The organism is Streptococcus sp. 27098_8_69, assembly GCF_041432445.1.
Taxonomy (GTDB): Bacteria; Bacillota; Bacilli; order Lactobacillales; family Streptococcaceae; genus Streptococcus.
Window position 1 is genome coordinate 76,926 of the sequence record NZ_JAPVZO010000001.1, and the last position, 18,931, is coordinate 95,856.

Genomic DNA, 18,931 nt, shown 5'->3' on the forward strand with positions numbered 1-18,931 from the left:
CCGTTCAGGCTGCCACCGTAAAAGAGCAGCAAGTGAAATTCTTATGATGACTTCATCAGTCATGCCATGGAGGTAAAAATATTGTTTAGGAAGGATGATGACATGAATATAAAATATATATCTGTCGAAAATTCCATTGCAGAATGGGCCGATAAGAAAGGAATTCTAAAAAGATGGGATGGTTTAAATCAATATACATTGAACAGATGGATTAAAGAAATGCGAGAAAACAGAACATTTTCCATGTATGTAATTAACCCAACCCATAAACTTGTTTTCATTAATCTAGAAGGATTTGAAAGTTTCTTAAGATGGAAGCAAAAGCGGACAAAATAAGGAAGTCATGGTATAATATAGGGTAGTTATTTATTCTATACAACAATGATTTATTTCTTTTTAAGAGTTAAGAGGAATTAAATTATGTATTATGTAACTAAAACAAATTCAAAAGGACAACCCTTATATCAAGTGGTTGAAAAGTACAAAGATCCACTAACAGGAAAGTGGAAATCAGTAACTGTAAGTTATACTAAGAATACTAGTAGGGCGAGGAAACAAGCTGAAAGAGAGGTTCTTGATAAGATAGATAGACTAACTACTTCATTTGAAAGTCAGTTTAGCCCTGAACTGATTACAACATTTGGAGAGTTAAAAGAAAACTGGTTTCAGACTTGGTGTGTCTCTGTTAAACCACAAACAATTCAGAGAGAACTACTGGTGATGAAGCGTCTTGGGAAAATTATAGGAGATGATTTTTTATTAGACAGGATTACTCCACTTCTGATGAAAAAAAGTCTCAATAAATATTTAGAAATATATGATGCATCACCTTCAACAATGACTCATATAAAAAGTACTTGTAATAAGATTTTTAATCATGGTGTGTTATATAATGTCATTAAGTTCTCTCCTATGACTGCGGTAAAACTAGATATTTCACTAGAGAAAAGGCGTAAAGCAAAAGAAAGACATGATTCTAAATTTCTAGAAATCCATGAATTACACGCATTTTTTGATGTATTAAGCCAATGCAGAAATGCAAACTATTATGATCTTGCTATAGTATTGTTGCTTACAGGTATTCGAATTAGTGAAGCTGCTTTTTTACCATCAGATATTGATTTTGAAAAAGGAATCTTGCATATTGATAAGGCACTTCAATATCATTGTTTAAAAGTTGAACAATTTCACTTTGATACAACTAAAACACTCAATTCAATTAGAGAAGTAGCTTTGCCTGAAGCTGCAAGCGAAGCTATTAAAAGGACAATACAGAGAAATAAAGAGTTTGATGCTTATATGGAGAAACATCCCTGTCCTGCTTTTACACATTCTGAAAGTGTATTTAGAACAGAATACGGCTCTCCAATAACATCAAGCACTTTTCGTCAAATTTTGAAACGAATAGAAGGAAAATTATTGACAAATTGTTTAAGTGACTATGGTTTTAAGTGGGTAAAACATGTTACTCCCCATTCGTTTAGGCATATGCATATTAGTTACCTTCAAAGTAATGAGATGCACATAGCAGTGAAAGATATTATGACTAGAGTAGGGCACGCTAACTTTGAGACAACAATGGGCTATACACATAATATAAATCGTTCACAAGAAAATACTGTAAAAGCCTTAAATCAATTCTTCAAAATCACAATTTCCATTTTGAAGAATTGAAAAGTTATACCTGTAAATATTCCAGAATAATTGAAAAATTCATTGAAACTAGTGATAATAGCAATAAAGTAGAATTAAGTGTCGATGAGTTCAAAGACTTGTTACATCTTAGTCCACGTTACTCACCTAAAAATATTATTTCGAATTTACTATTAAAAATCAAAAAAGATATTGTTAAATACCACCCACAGTTTGATATAAAGATTGTGAAATCAAGTGAGAATCAAATCAGAGGTTTTTCCATTGCATGGTAGTTTTGGTGTTCGCTTGGTGTTTAGACAATAGTAAAATAAAATAGGGGCTCTAAACCCTTGCTACGAAAGGAAAAAAACTCAATGGCTACTATTCAATGGTTTCCTGGACATATGTCCAAGGCGCGTCGTCAGGTCCAGGAAAATTTAAAATTTGTTGATTTTGTGACAGTTTTAGTAGATGCACGTTTGCCCTTGTCTAGTCAAAATCCGATGCTGACGAAAATCATCGGGGACAAACCAAGGCTATTGATTCTAAACAAGGCAGACCTAGCGGACCCAGTATTAACAAAAGAATGGCGTCAGCACTTTGAATCACAAGGCATTCAGACACTTGCTATCAACTCTAAAGAGCAAATTACAGTTAAAGTCGTAACAGACGCTGCTAAGAAACTCATGGCAGATAAGATTGCTCGTCAAAGAGAACGTGGTATTCAAATTGAAACCTTACGCACCATGATAATCGGTATTCCAAACGCTGGTAAATCGACTCTGATGAACCGTTTGGCTGGTAAGAAAATTGCTGTAGTTGGTAACAAGCCTGGTGTGACAAAAGGTCAACAATGGCTCAAAACAAATAAGGATCTTGAAATCTTGGATACTCCAGGGATTCTTTGGCCAAAATTCGAAGATGAAACGGTCGCTCTTAAACTTGCCCTTACTGGAGCTATCAAAGATCAGTTGCTTCCAATGGATGAAGTGACGATCTTCGGTCTTAATTACTTTAAATCGCATTATCCTGAAAAACTTCAAGAACGTTTTAAACAGATGAATCTGGACGACGAAGCTCCTGAAATTATCATGGACATGACTCGTATCCTTGGTTTCCGTGATGATTATGATCGCTTTTACAACCTTTTCGTCAAGGAAGTTCGTGATGGAAAACTAGGCAACTATACATTAGATACATTGGAAGACCTCAATGGCAACGATTAAAGAAATAAAAGAAGCATTAACAAAGATAACAGATCTTAAAAGTCCCCTTTTTAAGGAATTTGAGAAAGATTCTCGCTCAGGTGTTCAAAAGGAAATTGAAAAGCGTAAGAAAGCCATTCAAGCTGACATTGATGAAAATCTCCGCTTAGAAACTATGCTTAGCTATGAAAAAGAGCTTTACGCTCAAGGTATTAGTTTCATTGCTGGTGTAGATGAAGTTGGACGTGGACCTTTAGCAGGTCCTGTTGTTGCTGCAGCAGTCATTCTGCCCAAAAATTGTAAAATAAAAGGCTTGAATGACAGTAAAAAGATCCCTAAGAGAAAACATGAGGAGATTTTTCAGGCTGTCAAAGAGAATGCCTTAGCAATCGGTATCGGGATTATGGATAATCATGTCATTGACCAAGTCAATATCTATGAAGCAACTAAACTAGCTATGAAAGAAGCTATCTCTCAGCTTGACCCTCAACCAGAACACCTTTTGATTGATGCTATGAAGTTGGATTTGCCGATTTCTCAGACATCCATCATCAAAGGAGATGCGAATTCCCTATCTATTGCAGCTGCATCCATCATTGCTAAGGTTACCAGAGATAAAATCATGGCAAACTATGATCAGGAATTTCCAGGTTATGATTTTTCTCAAAATGCTGGCTATGGAACTGCTAAGCATCTAGAAGGAATTAAAAAGTACGGTGTTACATCCATTCATCGCACCAGTTTTGAACCGATTAAAACGATCGTTTCAGAAACTAGTAAAAGATAATTAAAGGAGAGAATTATGGAGGAACAGAAGGAAATACTTAGTTCCAAGAAAGAATTTGCCTTCGCGTCCAGTACGATCTTAGCTCAAGTAGGGCGAGGTATTATTGTTGGATTAGTCGTAGGACTTATTGTAGGATCATTTCGATTTTTGATCGAAAAAGGCTTTCATATCGTTCAAGGATTTTATCAAGACCAAGAGAATCTGATACGGAATCTATTGATCATTTTATTGTTTTATATCCTCATTTGCTTACTTAGTGCCAAATTAACACGCTCAGAAAAAGATATCAAAGGTTCTGGTATTCCTCAAGTTGAGGCAGAGTTAAAAGGTCTCATGTCTCTTAACTGGTGGAGTGTCCTCTGGAAGAAATACATTCTAGGTATCTTGGCCATTGCGAGCGGACTCATGTTAGGCCGTGAAGGTCCCAGTATTCAGCTAGGTGCCGCTGGAGGAAAAGGAATTGCTAAATGGCTCAAGTCTAGCCCTGTTGAGGAGCGTTCTTTGATTGCTAGCGGAGCTGCTGCTGGACTTGCTGCAGCTTTTAATGCACCTATTGCAGGACTCCTATTTGTAGTAGAAGAAGTCTACCATCATTTTTCACGATTTTTCTGGGTTTCTACCTTGGCTGCTAGTCTAGTAGCAAACTTTGTTTCCCTTCTCATCTTTGGCTTAACACCTGTACTTGATATGCCGGACAATATCCCTCTCATGAACTTGAGCCAATATTGGATTTATCTGGTGATGGGGATTTTTCTAGGACTCTCAGGTTTTCTCTATGAAAAAGCCGTTCTGAATGTCGGAAAAGTATATGATTGGATTGGTCAAAAAATTAATCTAAATAAAGTCTATTATCCCATTCTAGCTTTTCTTCTTATCATTCCAGTAGGAATATTTCTACCTCAAATACTTGGTGGAGGCAATCAGCTTGTCTTATCCTTAACAGAACAAGATTATAGTTTCCAAATTCTCTTACTTTACTTTATCATTCGCTTTATCTGGAGTATGATCAGTTACGGAAGTGGACTGCCAGGTGGTATTTTCTTGCCAATTTTAGCTTTAGGATCCTTACTTGGTGCCCTAGTAGGCGTTATTTGTGTCAATCTTGGACTTGTTACCCAGCAGCAATTTCCCATATTTGTAATTCTTGGAATGAGTGGTTATTTTGGGGCTATCTCAAAAGCACCTTTGACAGCTATGATTCTTGTGACGGAAATGGTTGGTGACATCCGCAATCTCATGCCTTTAGGTATGGTGACCCTAGTTGCTTATATTGTCATGGATCTGCTCAAAGGGGCCCCTGTCTATGAAGCCATGCTGGAGAAAATGTTACCTGAATCAGCAACTGATGATGGAGAAGTTACACTAATAGAAATCCCGGTTTCAGACAAAATAGCTGGTAAGCAGGTACATGAACTCGATTTACCACATAACGTACTTATCACAACCCAAGTACATAATGGTAAAAGTAAGACAGTTAATGGATCCACAAGGATGTATCTAGGTGATATGATCCATCTCGTGATTCCAAAAGGTGAAATTGGAAAAGTAAAAGATTTGCTTTTATAGAAGTATTAATTTACATAATTTATGTTATGTTGTATCAGATAATGATTTAAGAAAAAGATTTTTCAGATTTATTTGATCGACAGATTCTTATAGATGAAAACAATATAAAAACAAAAACTCGGTCTCTAGATGATGAGATCGAGTTTTTATATTATATTCGAATAGACTGAAGAAGATTAGAAATTTTAAAACTATAAGTTCAATGAAATAATGATTTACCAAATTTTAAGCGATTTTTCCATTATATAGCTTACTAAGACAATCCTATATATCTCCTATAACATCTTTCCGAAAAACTATAATTTTCTTGAAAAATATATCTGCTTATGCTATACTACTAGTATAGAAAGATTTGGAGAAAAACATGAAACGCGAGATCTTATTAGAACGTATCGATAAACTTAAACAAGTTATGCCCTGGTATGTTCTGGAGTACTACCAATCAAAACTAGCTGTTCCATACAGTTTTACGACCTTGTACGAATACTTAAAGGAATACGATCGATTTTTTAGCTGGGTTTTGGAATCTGGTATATCGAATGCTGACACCATATCCAATATACCTTTAGACGTTCTGGAGAACATGACCAAGAAAGATATGGAATCCTTCATTCTTTACTTACGTGAACGTCCTCTGCTCAATGCTAATTCGACAAAAAACGGGGTTTCCCAAACAACCATTAACCGTACCCTTTCGGCACTTTCTAGTCTTTATAAGTATTTGACTGAGGAGGTTGAAAATGACCAAGGTGAACCGTATTTCTACCGTAACGTTATGAAGAAAGTTGCAACCAAGAAAAAGAAAGAAACCTTGGCTGCTCGAGCCGAAAATATCAAGCAAAAGCTCTTTTTAGGCGATGAAACAGAGGGGTTTTTGAATTATATCGATGAGGAATACCCCAAAACTCTCTCAAATCGCGCCCTATCCTCTTTTAATAAGAATAAGGAGCGAGATTTAGCCATTATAGCACTCCTTCTTGCTTCTGGTGTACGTCTCTCTGAGGCAGTTAATCTGGATCTTCGAGACCTTAATCTCAAGATGATGGTGATTGATGTTACTCGAAAAGGTGGAAAACGGGACTCAGTTAATGTAGCTGCCTTTGCTAAGCCTTATCTAGAGCAATATCTCGCTATTCGAGACAAACGTTATAAGACAGAAAAGACTGATACAGCTCTCTTTCTGACCTTGTATCGAGGGGTTCCAAACCGTATTGATGCTTCTAGTGTTGAAAAAATGGTCGCCAAGTATTCAGAGGACTTCAAAGTCCGCGTAACCCCCCACAAACTACGCCATACACTTGCGACTCGTCTCTATGATGCTACCAAATCACAGGTTTTGGTCAGCCACCAGCTGGGACATGCCAGCACACAAGTTACTGACTTGTATACCCATATTGTTAATGATGAGCAAAAAAATGCTTTGGATAGTTTGTGACGGCACATAATATAATTTATGTAATATTTATAAAAGGAGCGATAGATTTTTGATTATCTAACGCTCCTTTTATTATTCTAGAAAAATTCAATCCAATAATTTCTGTGTGGCTCAATTATAACTGGTTTTCCCAAAAATGACTTTAGATAAGCCAGATTCGCAGGGCTGACAGGTCTTTTCTCTTCGTTGTACTTCTCAGCACTTTCTTTCGTTAAAAAGCATTTAACAGCTTCATATGGCGTACCGTCACTAGCTGTACGATCAATACCCATATAAGCAATTTCATCACATTTTTGAGGAATGTCAGTAAGAAGTTTTCCAATAAAGTAGACCGTTTTATCTTTCATTAATTCATAAGCTTTACTATTTTCAAGGCGGTTATTAGCTGAAGCATACATAATACAAAAACTATCAACAATGTCTTTCATAGGCATTAATGCTTCTTTGCTAACGATAATTTCCTCAGGAGCGAGATCACCAATAATCAGGGCTTTAAAATGTGCTTGCTGAATAACATTGTCTAAGGCCATTCCAAGCGGGATTTGGACAGCTTGAAAACCTAATGGTTCTAACTCTTGTCTTTTCTTATCGAAGTGTTCTTGTGTGATACTATAGTCAATTGAACCTAAAACAGTACATAATGTGGTATAATCTTCTTATGGCATATTCAATAGATTTTCGTAAAAAAGTTCTCACTTATTGTGAGCGAACAGGTAGTATAACAGAAGCATCACACGTTTTCCAAATCTCACGTAATACCATTTATGGCTGGTTAAAGCTAAAAGAGAAAACAGGAGAGCTAAACCATCAAGTAAAAGGAACAAAACCAAGAAAGGTTGATAGAGAGAGACTTAAAAACTATCTTACTGACAATCCAGACGCTTATTTGACTGAAATAGCTTCTGAATTTGGCTGTCATCCAACTACTATCCACTATGCTCTCAAAGCTATGGGGTACACTCGAAAAAAAAGAATCACACCTACTATGAACAAGATCCAGAAAAAGTAGCCTTATTTCTGAAAAATTTTAATAGTTTAAAGCACTTAGCACCTGTTTATATTGATGAAACAGGATTCGATACTTATTTTTATCGAGAATATGGTCGCTCATTAAAAGGTCAGTTAATAAGAGGTAAAATATCTGGAAGAAGATATCAGAGGATTTCTTTGGTTGCAGGGCTAACAAATGGTGAGTTAATCGCTCCAATGACTTACGAAGAGACGATGACGAGCGACTTTTTTGAAGCTTGGTTTCAGAAGTTTCTCTTACCAACATTAAACACACCATCAGTTATTATTATGGATAATGCAAGATTCCATAGAATGGGTAAGCTAGAGCTCTTATGTGAAGAATTTGGGCATAAACTTTTACCACTTCCTCCCTACTCACCTGAGTACAATCCTATTGAGAAAACATGGGCTCATATCAAAAAGCATCTCAAAAAGGTATTGCAAAGTTGCAATACTTTTTTCGAGGCTCTTTTGTCTTGTTCTTGTTTCAATTGATTATAATATTCAAATCGTAAGGATTTGTAGATTCTTGGTTTTTAAAAAATGCTACCACAGTACGATCTAACTGTTCAAATAGTCCGAGATTTTCAATTGGAATTTTTATCATTGATGTTAGGCCTCATTTATTTAAATTTTCACTATATTATACTCCCATCAAATGTGAATATCAAGTTTAAACAAAAAGAAATCCATATTACATGGATCTCTTTTGATTTTATTCAACAACGGCTTCAGCAATTTCTTCAGCAGTAATTCCTGCGAAATAACGGCCTAAGTTAATGGTTTGAAGGGTTTTAAGAACATCTTCGCGTTCGTACTTAACACCACGAAGGACATCTTCTACTGCTGCAACGTCTTCGATACCGAAGAAGTCACCATAAATCTTGATGTCTTGGATTTTTGATTCAATGACGTTAGCGAAGATTTCAACCTTACCGCTTGGGAATTTAGTCCCACGACGGACATTATATTCAGGTGATTTCCCATAGTTCCAGTCCCAAGTTCCAAACTTAGTTTCTTTGATTCGATTGATTTCAGCCAATTCTTCATCTGAGAATACATACTCTGTCATCTCAGGATATTCTTTTTTCATGTATTCCAAGAGTAGATCACGGAATTCTTCAACGGTAATTTTTTCTGGCAATTCATCGACGATGTTGGTCACACGAGCGCGAACTGATTTAACTCCTTTAGACTCGAACTTATCTTTAGATACCTTAAGTGCATTAGCGAGGACAGACAAATCAACATCAAAGAGAAGGCAACCATGGTGCATGATGCGTCCATTGATATAAGCTTGGGCATTACCGCAGAATTTCTTACCATCGATTTCTAAGTCGTTACGGCCTGTAAATTCAGCCTTAACACCAAGTTGAGCTAAAGTATTAATTACTGGAGTTGAGAAACTCTTGAAGTCAAAGGCTTTAGTTTCATCTTCTTTTGAAATGATGGTATAGTTAAGGTTGTTCAAATCATGGTAAACAGCTCCACCACCACTGATACGACGCACCACTTCAATTCCGTTTTCGCGAACATAATCACGATTAATTTCTTCAATGGTATTTTGGTGACGACCTACAATGATAGACGGTTTGTTTATCCAAAGAATAAAGATTTGATCTTCATCAAGGAGATGTTTAAAAGCATACTCTTCTAAAGCGATATTAAAAGCAGTTTCGTTTGAATGATTGATAATGTATTTCATAAGATACCTTCTAATACGATAGAGACTGGAAAAAAATCCAGTCTAGTCTATCTATTTTTATTTTTTCTTAGGTGAATGGATGGCCATTCCTAGAACAGCAGCAAATGCTTCGTACATAACTTCAGAGTATGTTGGGTGACCGTGGATTGTCTTAAGCATTTCTTCAACAGTTATTTCCATTTCGATGATGCTTGACGCTTCATTGATCAACTCTGCAGCTGCAGGACCAATGATGTGAACACCAAGGATTTCACCATATTTCTTGTCTGCAATGACCTTAACAAATCCTTGAGCTGCATCTGATGCAATGGCACGTCCGTTTGCAGCAAAGTTGAATTTACCGATTTGGACATCATATTTCTCACGAGCTTGTTCTTCTGTCAAACCAACTGCTGCTACTTCTGGAAGTGTGTAAATAGCTGCAGGAGTCAAGTTCAATTTAGCAACAGCGTGGTTTCCTTTAAGCGCATTTTCAGCCGCAACTTCACCCATACGGAAGGCAGCGTGAGCCAACATCTTAGTACCGTTGATATCACCTGGTGCGTAGATACCTGGAACAGAAGTTTCCATGTATTCGTTGACTTTGATACGACCACGTTCTAATTCAAACTCGACTTCACCGATACCTTCAAGATCAGGAACACGACCGATTGAAAGAAGAGCTTTGTTTGCGATGACATCCTCTTTTCCTTCAACCTTGATACGGAGTTTTCCATCTTCTTCAATGATTTCTTGAAGTTTAGTACCCGTCAAGATAGTCATACCTTTACGCTCAAGGATTAAACGAAGGTTCTTAGATACTTCGGCATCCATAGCTGGAACAATACGGTCCATCATTTCGATAACAGTAACTTTTGAGCCGAATGTCATGAAGGCTTGCCCGAGTTCGATACCTACAACTCCACCACCAATGATCACAAGGCTTTCTGGTACTTCGTTCATTTCAAGGATGTCATCACTAGTCATCACAAGAGATGATTCCATACCAGGAACGTTGATTTTGCTTACTTTTGAACCACCAGCAAGGATGATTTTCTTAGTTTCAAGCAATTCAGAACCATTGACTAAGACGTTCTTATCCTTAGTAATAGTACCGATACCCTTATGAACATCAACTCCATAGCTACGAAGGAGTCCTGCAACACCACCAACAAGAGTATTAACAACTTTAGATTTAGTTTCTAAAAGTTTTTCCATATCAACAGTGAAGTTAGGATTTTCAATTACGATTCCACGATTTGCTGCATGACCAATATTCTCGATAATTTCGGCGTTGTGAAGGTAAGTCTTAGTTGGGATACATCCACGGTTTAAGCAAGTTCCACCAAGTTCAGATTTCTCAACAAGAGCAACCTTACCACCTAATTGAGCTGCTTTAATGGCAGAAACATAACCAGCAGGTCCACCACCAATAACAACGATATCATAAGCATCATCGCTCTTACCATCATCGTTTGAGGCACTTGCTGCAGGTGCTGGGCTAGCTTCTGGTGCAGCTGCTCCAGCTGATGGGATGTTTTCCCCTTCCTCACCAAGATATCCGATAACTTCAGTAACAGGAACAGTCTCACCGTCCCCTTTCAGGATAGCGATCAAATAACCATCTTCTTCTGCTTCCAATTCCATGCTGACTTTGTCAGTCATGATTTCCAAAAGGATTTCTCCTTCTTTTACAAATTCTCCGACTTTTTTATTCCATTGGACGATTTGTCCTTCTGTCATATCCACGCCGGCTTTTGGCATAATTACTTCTAAGGCCATATCTTACTTCCTCTATCTATATTTCTAAAACAAATATTTTAAACCAACATTGAGATTGGGTTTTCAATTAAAGCTTTCAAGTCTTTCATAAACTTAGCACCAGCCATACCATCTACGACACGGTGGTCAATTGTCAATCCAAGACTCATAATTGGACGAATCACGATTTCACCATTAACTACAACTGGTTTCTCAACTGTTGAGCTAACCCCGAGAATTGCTGAGTTTGGTTGATTGATGATAGGACCAAATGATTGAACACCAAACATCCCCAAGTTACTGATGGTGAAGGTTGAATTTTGCAACTCGCTAGGAGCTAGTTTACCATCCAAAGTACGTCCGATAACATCTTTGAAGGCAACTACCAACTCAGACAAGCTCATTTTTTCAGCATTATAAACGACTGGCGTCATCAAACCATTATCCATTCCAACAGCCATCGCAAGGTTGACATAATTGTGAGTGATAATTGTCTTGCCATCCTCAGTTAATGAAGCGTTGATATATGGATGTTTCATAAGAGTTTTGACAACCGCAAGTGAAAGCAAGTCTGTAACAGTGATTTTCTTGCCTGTTGCTTCCATAATCGGATCAAGAACTTTCTTACGAAGGGCAAGCATTTCAGACATATCGACATCGTAGTTAAGCGTAAAGGTTGGGGCAGTCAAGTATGACTCAACCATACGTTGAGCAATAACCTTACGCATAGGAGTCATCGGAATGCGTTCGATTTCTCCATAAGGAGTTACGTTATCTGGGACATCTTCCACTTTCTCAATTTGAGCAGGTGATTTAATCGTATCGTTTTCTATATTTTCAGGAAGGAAGGCTAAAACATCCTTCTTCATAATCTTACCACGGTGACCAGTTCCTTGGATTTCCTGCCATGCAATGTTATGTTCAAGGGCAATTCGTTTTGCAAGTGGTGAAATGCGAACCACATTAGTGTCTTTAAATGTTTCCACGTCTTCTTTGTGGACACGACCGTTTGCGCCTGAGCCAGAAATATCGTAGAGATTAATTCCTAAATCATCCGCTAATTTTCTAGCTGCAGGAGTCGCTCTTAGCTTATCATCAGCCATGACCTCTCCTATTCTATTTATGATGCAAAGGGCGTTAAAAGTCAAAGTGAAAATAGAAAACTTGACGAAGAAACTTTAGTTTCTATGAAAGTTTATCTTTTTCACACAGACTTTAGCCCGTGCTCTAATCTAAGATATCAAGGACGTAGAGAACAAAGAAAAAATAGGAGATTGACGCTGTGTTCGATGAACACAAGGAAATCTATCTTTTTTTCACAGTCCTCAGTCCGGATTCAGTTACAATGATACTAAGGGCGTCAAAAGTCTCAGTGAAAATAGGAAACTTGACGAAGAAACTTTAGTTTCTAGGAAAGTTTATCTTTTTCACCCAGACTTTAGCCCGAGTTCAACTCTACAAGTAACTTGGATACGAATCGTATCTCAAGTTACTACGGTTGCCGCTATCAGGCGGTCAACCTAGTAGACTTACTAATTCGTTCGTCGGTTAATATCGACCCGACTCTCTCCTGTCGCAACTTTTCAACTTACTTGGATACAAAAATTATCTCAAATAAGTTTCGTTTACATAATTTATATTATGTATTATTGTTTGTTATGAGTTTTACGGATTGCATCTTTGATGCTTTCAACTGTTGGAATCATTGCATTTTCAAGATTTTGTGCATAAGGCATTGGTACATCTTCACCTGCGCAACGGCGGATTGGTGCATCCAAATAATCAAATGCTTCTGATTCTGAGATAATAGCTGAGATTTCACCGATAAAACCACTTGTCTTGTGAGCATCATTGACAAGAACTACTTTTCCTGTTTTCTTAACTGAGTTAATGATGATGTCTTTATCAAGTGGAACCAAAGTACGTGGGTCTACTACTTCTACTGAAATGCCTTCCTCAGCCAATTCTTCAGCTGCTTGCATAACACGACGAAGCATTTTACCATATGTTACTACTGTTACATCAGTTCCTTCGCGTTTGATTTCTCCGACACCAAGTGGAATGGTGTAGTCAGGATCAACAGGCACTTCGCCTTTTTGGTTAAATTCTGACTTGTATTCAAGAATGATAACAGGGTTGTTATCACGAATAGAAGACTTAAGAAGCCCTTTCATATCAGCTGGTGTACCTGGAGCTACCACTTTCAATCCTGGGATATGCGTAAACCATGTTTCCAATGATTGTGAGTGTTGAGCCGCAGAACCTACTCCGTTACCAGCTGCACAGCGGATTGTCATTGGGACTTGACCTTTACCACCAAACATATAACGAGTTTTTGCTGCTTGGTTAACGATAGCATCCATGGCAATTACAGAAAAGTCCATGAAGGTCATATCAACGATTGGACGAAGACCAGTCATAGCTGCACCAGCAGCTGCACCAGAAATAGCAGCTTCAGAAATCGGACAGTCACGAACACGTTCTGGACCAAATTCTTCAAGCATACCTACTGAAGTTCCGAAGTCTCCACCGAAAACTCCGACATCTTCACCCATCAAAAGCACATTTTCATCACGACGCATTTCCTCAGACATTGCAAGGATAATGGTATCGCGGAAAGACATTAATTTAGTTTCCATATTTTCTCTACTTCTCCTTAGTCTGCGTAAATATCTTCGAAAGCTGATTCTAGTGGAGGGAATGGACTCTCTTCAGCAAATTTAACAGATGCTTCCACTGCTTCCTTAACTTGTGCTTGAATTTCTTCAAGTTCCTCTGCACTTGCAATCTTGTTCTCAACAAGGTACTTGCGAAGGTTTTCGATAGGATCTTTTTGCTTCCACTCTTCTACTTCTTCGCGTGTACGATATTTACCAGGGTCTGATGATGAGTGACCAAGCCAACGGTAGGTTACACTTTCAATCAAGACAGGACCTTTACCAGAGCGAACATGCTCTACAGCTTTTTTAAACCCTTCATAAACGTCGATAACATTGTTACCATCTTCGATAAACATACCAGGAATACCGTATGCGGCACTACGTTCATGGATGTGTTGAACATTAGTCATTTTCTTAATATCTGCAGAGATTCCGTAGCCATTATTGATACAGTAGAAAATAACTGGGAGATTCCAGATTGAAGCCATATTTACCGCTTCGTGGAAGACACCTTCGTTAGTCGCTCCATCACCAAAGAAGCAGACAACGATTTTACCAGTGTTTTTCATTTGTTGAGTAAGGGCTGCACCTACTGCAATACCCATACCACCACCAACAATACCGTTGGCACCAAGGTTACCTGCATCAAGGTCGGCGATGTGCATCGATCCACCTTTACCTTTACAAGTTCCAGTATACTTACCAAGGATTTCAGCCATCATACCATTAAGGTCGATTCCTTTAGCAATGGCTTGTCCGTGACCACGGTGGTTTGATGTGATAAGATCATCTTCGTTTAGAGCTAACATAGCCCCAACGTTAGCAGCTTCCTCACCAACAGAAAAGTGCGTCATACCGGGCACTTTCCCTTTTTTTACTAATTGAGCAATTTTTAAGTCCATACGACGAATTTCTTCCATCTTACGGAACATCTCAAGCAAAAGATTTTTATCTAAAGTTGACATAATCTTGCCTTTCTAAGTTTAAATTCTTATAATTCTATTTTACTTTATAGGTTAATTAGTGTCAAAAAATATGCTTGCAATTTTTCACAATATAAAAAAAGAAAAGTCAGTAAAATCAAGACTTTTCTTTATATAAAATACAAATTTCACAAGCTGTTTTTTCATCGTTTTTCAACAAATTATTTGAATCTTTTCATAATAACTTGTAAACGCCACTGATAAAGAATTCCACTTACCATTAAACTAATGATAAGAGCAATCCAATAGGAATACGCACCTAAACTAGTCGAATAATCAAGATATAACCCAAGCGGAATCCCAACACCCCAGTATCCGAGAAGACCAAGACAAAAAGGAACAATCGTATCCTTGTAACCTCTTAAAATACCTTGTAAAGGTGCCGCAAAGGTATCAGCTAACTGGAAGAACAAGCTATAGGTCATAAAAGATGCTGTCAGTTGGATAAATTCTGAATCTTGACCATATAGTCTGGCTACATTTTCACGATAAATGTAGAGAAAACTAAGTGTTAAAACCGCAAACACCATTGCTGTTAAACGACCAATATGGATATACTGTTTAGCATCGTCTAACCGTTTAGCTCCTACCTCATAAGAAATCACAATGGCCATGGCAGTTGAAATACTCATAGGAAAAGCATACATCAGATTTGAAAAGTTCATAGCTGACTGATGACTGGCAATAATAAGTGATGAGAATTTCGCCATAATCAAACCAACAACTGAAAAAATGGCTACTTCAGCAAATACCGTCCCACCAATTGGTAGACCAAGATAAATAGCTTCCTTGATTTTTTTGATTTGTAGGGGCATAGGTTTTTGGAGTTGATATTCCTTAAGCTTTTTATGCTTTATTAAGACCAAAGTCGAAATCAGCAACAAGGCCCAGTAAGCGAGGGAAGTTCCCAGACCTGCTCCTGCACCTCCTAACTCAGGAAAACCAAAAGCTCCATATATTAGTAAATAGTTAAATCCACTATTTAAAGGAAGTAAAAGAAGCATAAGATACATAGACAACTTTGTTAGTCCTAGCGTATCAAGTAGCGATCGAATAACACTAAAAAGCAAGAGAGGAATAATACCGATGGCTAGGAGCCACAGATAACGTATGGCAACACTGGATACAGCCACTTCCAGCCCCATGAATTGTAAGACAATTGGTGCTAAAAAGAAAACCAAGCCAAAAAGTACGATAGATAAGGCTAAAGCCAAATAAAGAAATTGATAAAAATCCGAAGAAACTTCTTTCTTTTTTCCTTGTCCCAAATGGTGACCAATAATAGGGACCAAGGCCGAGACAATCCCTGTCAGGAAGGTAAAGAAAGGATTCCACAAACTAGTTGCAATTGAAACACCCGCTAGATCCAGTGTATTATATTGGCCTGTCATCGTGGTATCGACAAAAGATGCGGAAAAATTAGCGAATTGATAAATTAGAATAGGAAAGAAAATTTTTAAAAATAAGATGATTTTGTTTTTAATAGTTTTTGTTGTATGCATACCTACTCTTTCTACTCCTTTTCATCCAAGCCAAAAAGCTTTAAGCCGTATTTTCTCAAGCTCAAGGGTGGATTACTAGCTTTTGATGTCGTGTGCCAACAATTACATGAGGCGCAATAATAGCTTCTAACCAAGCCACCATTATCATAGTCTACGGCGTGATCAGCTTTTTCCTTGGTTTCATACTGAATTTTAGCACGGTTAGCGGCTGGACAATATACTCCATGACAAGCATTTCGTTTACGATTTCTAAGTTTACAAAAATAATTCATCCTCAAGCTCCTAATCTGCTTGATAAACGATTTGTCCCTTACAGATAGTGTATTTAACCTGCCCTTTTAATTGTTCACCAATGAATGGTGAATTAGCTGCTTTAGAAGCAAAATGCGTATCAACGATTCGGTCAGCTTTATCATCGAAAATTGTAATATCAGCTGGGCCGTTTTCAGCCAAATATCCTGCTTCAAAATTATACAATTTGGCTGGGTTTACTGTCATTTTTTCTAATAATTCCATCAGGGTTAGCTCACCAGCTTCGACTAAGTAAGTTAAACCGAGTGACAAAGAAGTTTCTAAACCTGTCATACCTGATGGAGCTTTGGTAATATCTTCGACATTCTTTTCATCAGCATGGTGAGGCGCGTGATCTGTCGCAATTACTGAAATGACACCTGACTTGAGTCCTTCGATAACTGCACGGCGGTCAGACTCCAGACGAAGAGGTGGATTCATCTTAGCGTTACTTCCCTTAGTCAAGAGAAGCGCTTCAGTCTTAGAAAAATGCTGGGGTGCTACTTCTGCAGTTACGTTTGCTCCCATATTTTGAACAAACTCCACAACTTTGACACTTTCTTCTTTTGACAAATGCTGGATATGAACATGAGCCTTGGTTGCATAGGCAATCATGACATCACGAGCAATCATAGCGTACTCTGCAACCCCAGTAGCACCGCAGATATGGAAATGTTCTTTAGCGATATTTTCGTTAAAACCAAGCGTACCATTTAAACCAGGATCTTCTTCGTGCAGACTGATAAAGGTGTTTAACTTTTTAGCCTCTTCCATGGCTTCCTTGACCACTTTACTGCTTTCAAGCGGAATGCCATCATCAGAAAAACCTACAGCACCAGCTTCTAAAAGCGCCTTAAAGTCTGTCAAATCTTTGCCATTAAAGTTCTTGGTAATCGTTGCTACAGATTTAACGTTGATCTTTTCTTTTGCCGCAGATTGAAGAACTTCTTTCAAAGTCTCAACATCTGAAATGGTTGGATTGGTATTAGCCATCATGACAACTGTCGTAAAGCCACCTGCAGCAGCCGCTAGCGCACCTGTATGAATGTCTTCTTTATGAGTTTGACCAGGTTCACGGAAATGAACATGGATATCCACCAATCCAGGCGCAACTACAAGACCAGTAGCATCTATTACTTGAACTCCCTCAACATCGATTCGAGGAGCGATTTTAACGATTTTTCCATTTTCAACTAAAATATCACTGACTTGATCCAAACCAGACTTAGGATCCATTACACGGCCGTTTTTGATTACTATCATCGCTTTACTCCTTTATTCGTAGAAATCCACTTGGGTATCCAATAATTTATCACCATCATAGACAAATTTAGCTGAAAAGAATGGTTTATCTTCTAAAAGCCACTCTACAAAGGTATGGTCCCCTTCCCAGGTCGGCTTACTTAAAACCTCATCGTAAGGAACCCATTCTAAGGTTCCTTCATTACAGTCAATCAACTCACCTTCAAACTCAGTTACTTTAAATACATAGGTGTACCAGTCAAGGTCTGGTGTAAACTCTGGAAAGGTGATAACTCCTTTTAATACTGGTTTTGCTTTTAGACCAGTTTCTTCAAGAATTTCACGAGCAGCACATTCTTGTGGAGTTTCCCCCCGTTCTAACTTTCCACCTACACCGATCCATTTCCCTTCATGGACATCATTAGGCTTTTTATTGCGATGAAGCATGAGCAGTTCTTTTCCGTTATCAATGTAGCAAATTGTCGCTAACTGAGGCATATTCTCTCCTTATCTAAGCCAATCAATTGGCTCTTGTCCACTTACTTTTAAGAATGTATTTGCTTTTGAAAATGGTTTTGACCCCCAAAATCCTCTGTAAACGGAAAGGGGACTCGGGTGAGCTGATTCAATAATCAGATGTTGAGGATTAGTTACCAATACCTTCTTCTTACGTGCATAAGCACCCCAGAGAACAAAAACTACTGGTCTATCTAAATTATTGACAACCTTAATCACTGCATCCGTGAAAGGTTCCCATATCTGCCCAGCATGACCATTTGCTTGACCAGCAGGAACCGTCAAGCAAGCATTGAGAAGCAAGACCCCTTGCTCGGCCCAAGTAGTCAAATCATGTGAATTCTTAACTCCAATATCATCTGCAAGTTCTTTCAAGATATTTTGCAAAGAAGGAGGTGCTGAAATAGAATCTGGAACCGAAAAACTTAAGCCCTGTGCCTGACCTGGTCCATGATAAGGATCTTGACCAAGGATAACCACCTTAACCTCTTCCAGAGGAGTTGTTATAAGAGCCTGAAAAACCTTTTCTTTAGGAGGATATACAGTTCCTTGAGCATAAACCTGCTCCATAAAGTGATTGATTTTACCAAAATAACCCTCAGGTAATTGCTCTTTAATCAAAGCATGCCAAGATGAGTGTTCCATAGCCGACT

Annotated in this window: 16 protein-coding genes and 2 pseudogenes; 7 read left to right on the plus strand and 11 right to left on the minus strand. The window is 38.0% G+C overall.

All coding sequences use genetic code 11. The features are described from left to right. The first annotated feature begins 102 nt into the window (after positions 1-102). The 6 genes and pseudogenes from O3658_RS00410 (at position 103) to xerS (ending at position 6,628) form a co-directional block, all read left to right on the plus strand. Entirely contained in the window at positions 103-336 is a 234-nt protein-coding gene (locus tag O3658_RS00410) for a hypothetical protein (RefSeq protein WP_001022845.1), read from the plus strand. Between the two features lie 84 nt (positions 337-420). Further along, a pseudogene (locus O3658_RS00415) lies at positions 421-1,928 on the plus strand (tyrosine-type recombinase/integrase). A gap of 81 nt (positions 1,929-2,009) precedes the next feature. Further along, entirely contained in the window at positions 2,010-2,861 is an 852-nt protein-coding gene (ylqF, locus tag O3658_RS00420; RefSeq protein WP_371558880.1) for a ribosome biogenesis GTPase YlqF, read from the plus strand. After that, on the plus strand, positions 2,848-3,627 hold the full coding sequence (locus tag O3658_RS00425; protein WP_371558881.1) for a ribonuclease HII: 780 nt from the start codon (positions 2,848-2,850) through the stop codon (positions 3,625-3,627). The genes ylqF and O3658_RS00425 overlap by 14 nt, the downstream gene beginning before the upstream one ends. Positions 3,628-3,642: 15 nt before the next feature. After that, positions 3,643-5,193 (plus strand): chloride channel protein, encoded by a 1,551-nt coding sequence (locus O3658_RS00430; RefSeq protein ID WP_371558882.1) that lies wholly within the window; start codon positions 3,643-3,645, stop codon positions 5,191-5,193. 364 nt (positions 5,194-5,557) lie between these two features. Continuing rightward, entirely contained in the window at positions 5,558-6,628 is a 1,071-nt protein-coding gene (gene xerS / locus O3658_RS00435; protein ID WP_371558883.1) for a tyrosine recombinase XerS, read from the plus strand. Positions 6,629-6,705: 77 nt separating this feature from the next. Here xerS and O3658_RS00440 read toward each other — a convergent pair. After that, positions 6,706-7,248, minus strand: a pseudogene (locus O3658_RS00440) (hypothetical protein); the annotation flags it as partial. Between the two features lie 38 nt (positions 7,249-7,286). Here O3658_RS00440 and O3658_RS00445 point away from each other — a divergent pair. Further along, a protein-coding gene (locus O3658_RS00445) for an IS630 family transposase (protein ID WP_371558884.1) occupies positions 7,287-8,134 on the plus strand; the annotation gives its coding sequence in 2 pieces (ribosomal slippage) (positions 7,287-7,605 and positions 7,605-8,134; 849 coding nt in all). A gap of 220 nt (positions 8,135-8,354) precedes the next feature. Here the strand turns inward: O3658_RS00445 and O3658_RS00450 are convergent. The 10 genes from O3658_RS00450 to O3658_RS00495 form a co-directional block, all read right to left on the minus strand. Beyond that, positions 8,355-9,344 carry a lipoate--protein ligase gene (locus tag O3658_RS00450; RefSeq protein WP_371558885.1) on the minus strand — a complete coding sequence of 330 codons (990 nt, stop codon included), beginning with the start codon at positions 9,342-9,344 and terminating at the stop codon, positions 8,355-8,357. A 57-nt stretch (positions 9,345-9,401) separates the two neighbouring features. After that, complete coding sequence (gene lpdA, locus O3658_RS00455; protein ID WP_371558886.1) at positions 9,402-11,105, minus strand: dihydrolipoyl dehydrogenase; 1,704 nt, start codon at positions 11,103-11,105, stop codon at positions 9,402-9,404. Positions 11,106-11,143: 38 nt separating this feature from the next. Then, positions 11,144-12,187 carry a dihydrolipoamide acetyltransferase gene (locus O3658_RS00460; RefSeq protein ID WP_371558887.1) on the minus strand — a complete coding sequence of 348 codons (1,044 nt, stop codon included), beginning with the start codon at positions 12,185-12,187 and terminating at the stop codon, positions 11,144-11,146. Positions 12,188-12,730: 543 nt separating this feature from the next. Beyond that, positions 12,731-13,723: an alpha-ketoacid dehydrogenase subunit beta gene (locus O3658_RS00465; RefSeq protein WP_049503338.1), complete on the minus strand. Its 993-nt coding sequence runs from the start codon at positions 13,721-13,723 to the stop codon at positions 12,731-12,733. A gap of 17 nt (positions 13,724-13,740) precedes the next feature. Continuing rightward, on the minus strand, positions 13,741-14,709 hold the full coding sequence (locus O3658_RS00470; RefSeq protein WP_371558888.1) for a thiamine pyrophosphate-dependent dehydrogenase E1 component subunit alpha: 969 nt from the start codon (positions 14,707-14,709) through the stop codon (positions 13,741-13,743). A gap of 179 nt (positions 14,710-14,888) precedes the next feature. Next, a complete protein-coding gene (locus O3658_RS00475; RefSeq protein WP_371558889.1) occupies positions 14,889-16,229 on the minus strand; it encodes an MATE family efflux transporter in 1,341 nt (446 codons plus the stop codon). A gap of 11 nt (positions 16,230-16,240) precedes the next feature. Further along, positions 16,241-16,501 (minus strand): hypothetical protein, encoded by a 261-nt coding sequence (locus O3658_RS00480; protein WP_371558890.1) that lies wholly within the window; start codon positions 16,499-16,501, stop codon positions 16,241-16,243. Between the two features lie 10 nt (positions 16,502-16,511). Beyond that, positions 16,512-17,783: a dihydroorotase gene (locus O3658_RS00485; protein ID WP_371558891.1), complete on the minus strand. Its 1,272-nt coding sequence runs from the start codon at positions 17,781-17,783 to the stop codon at positions 16,512-16,514. A gap of 12 nt (positions 17,784-17,795) precedes the next feature. Then, on the minus strand, positions 17,796-18,260 hold the full coding sequence (locus tag O3658_RS00490; protein WP_001135775.1) for an 8-oxo-dGTP diphosphatase: 465 nt from the start codon (positions 18,258-18,260) through the stop codon (positions 17,796-17,798). A 9-nt stretch (positions 18,261-18,269) separates the two neighbouring features. Then, positions 18,270-18,923, minus strand: coding sequence for a uracil-DNA glycosylase (locus O3658_RS00495; protein WP_371558892.1), 654 nt, complete (start codon positions 18,921-18,923; stop codon positions 18,270-18,272). Between the last annotated feature and the right edge of the window lie 8 nt (positions 18,924-18,931).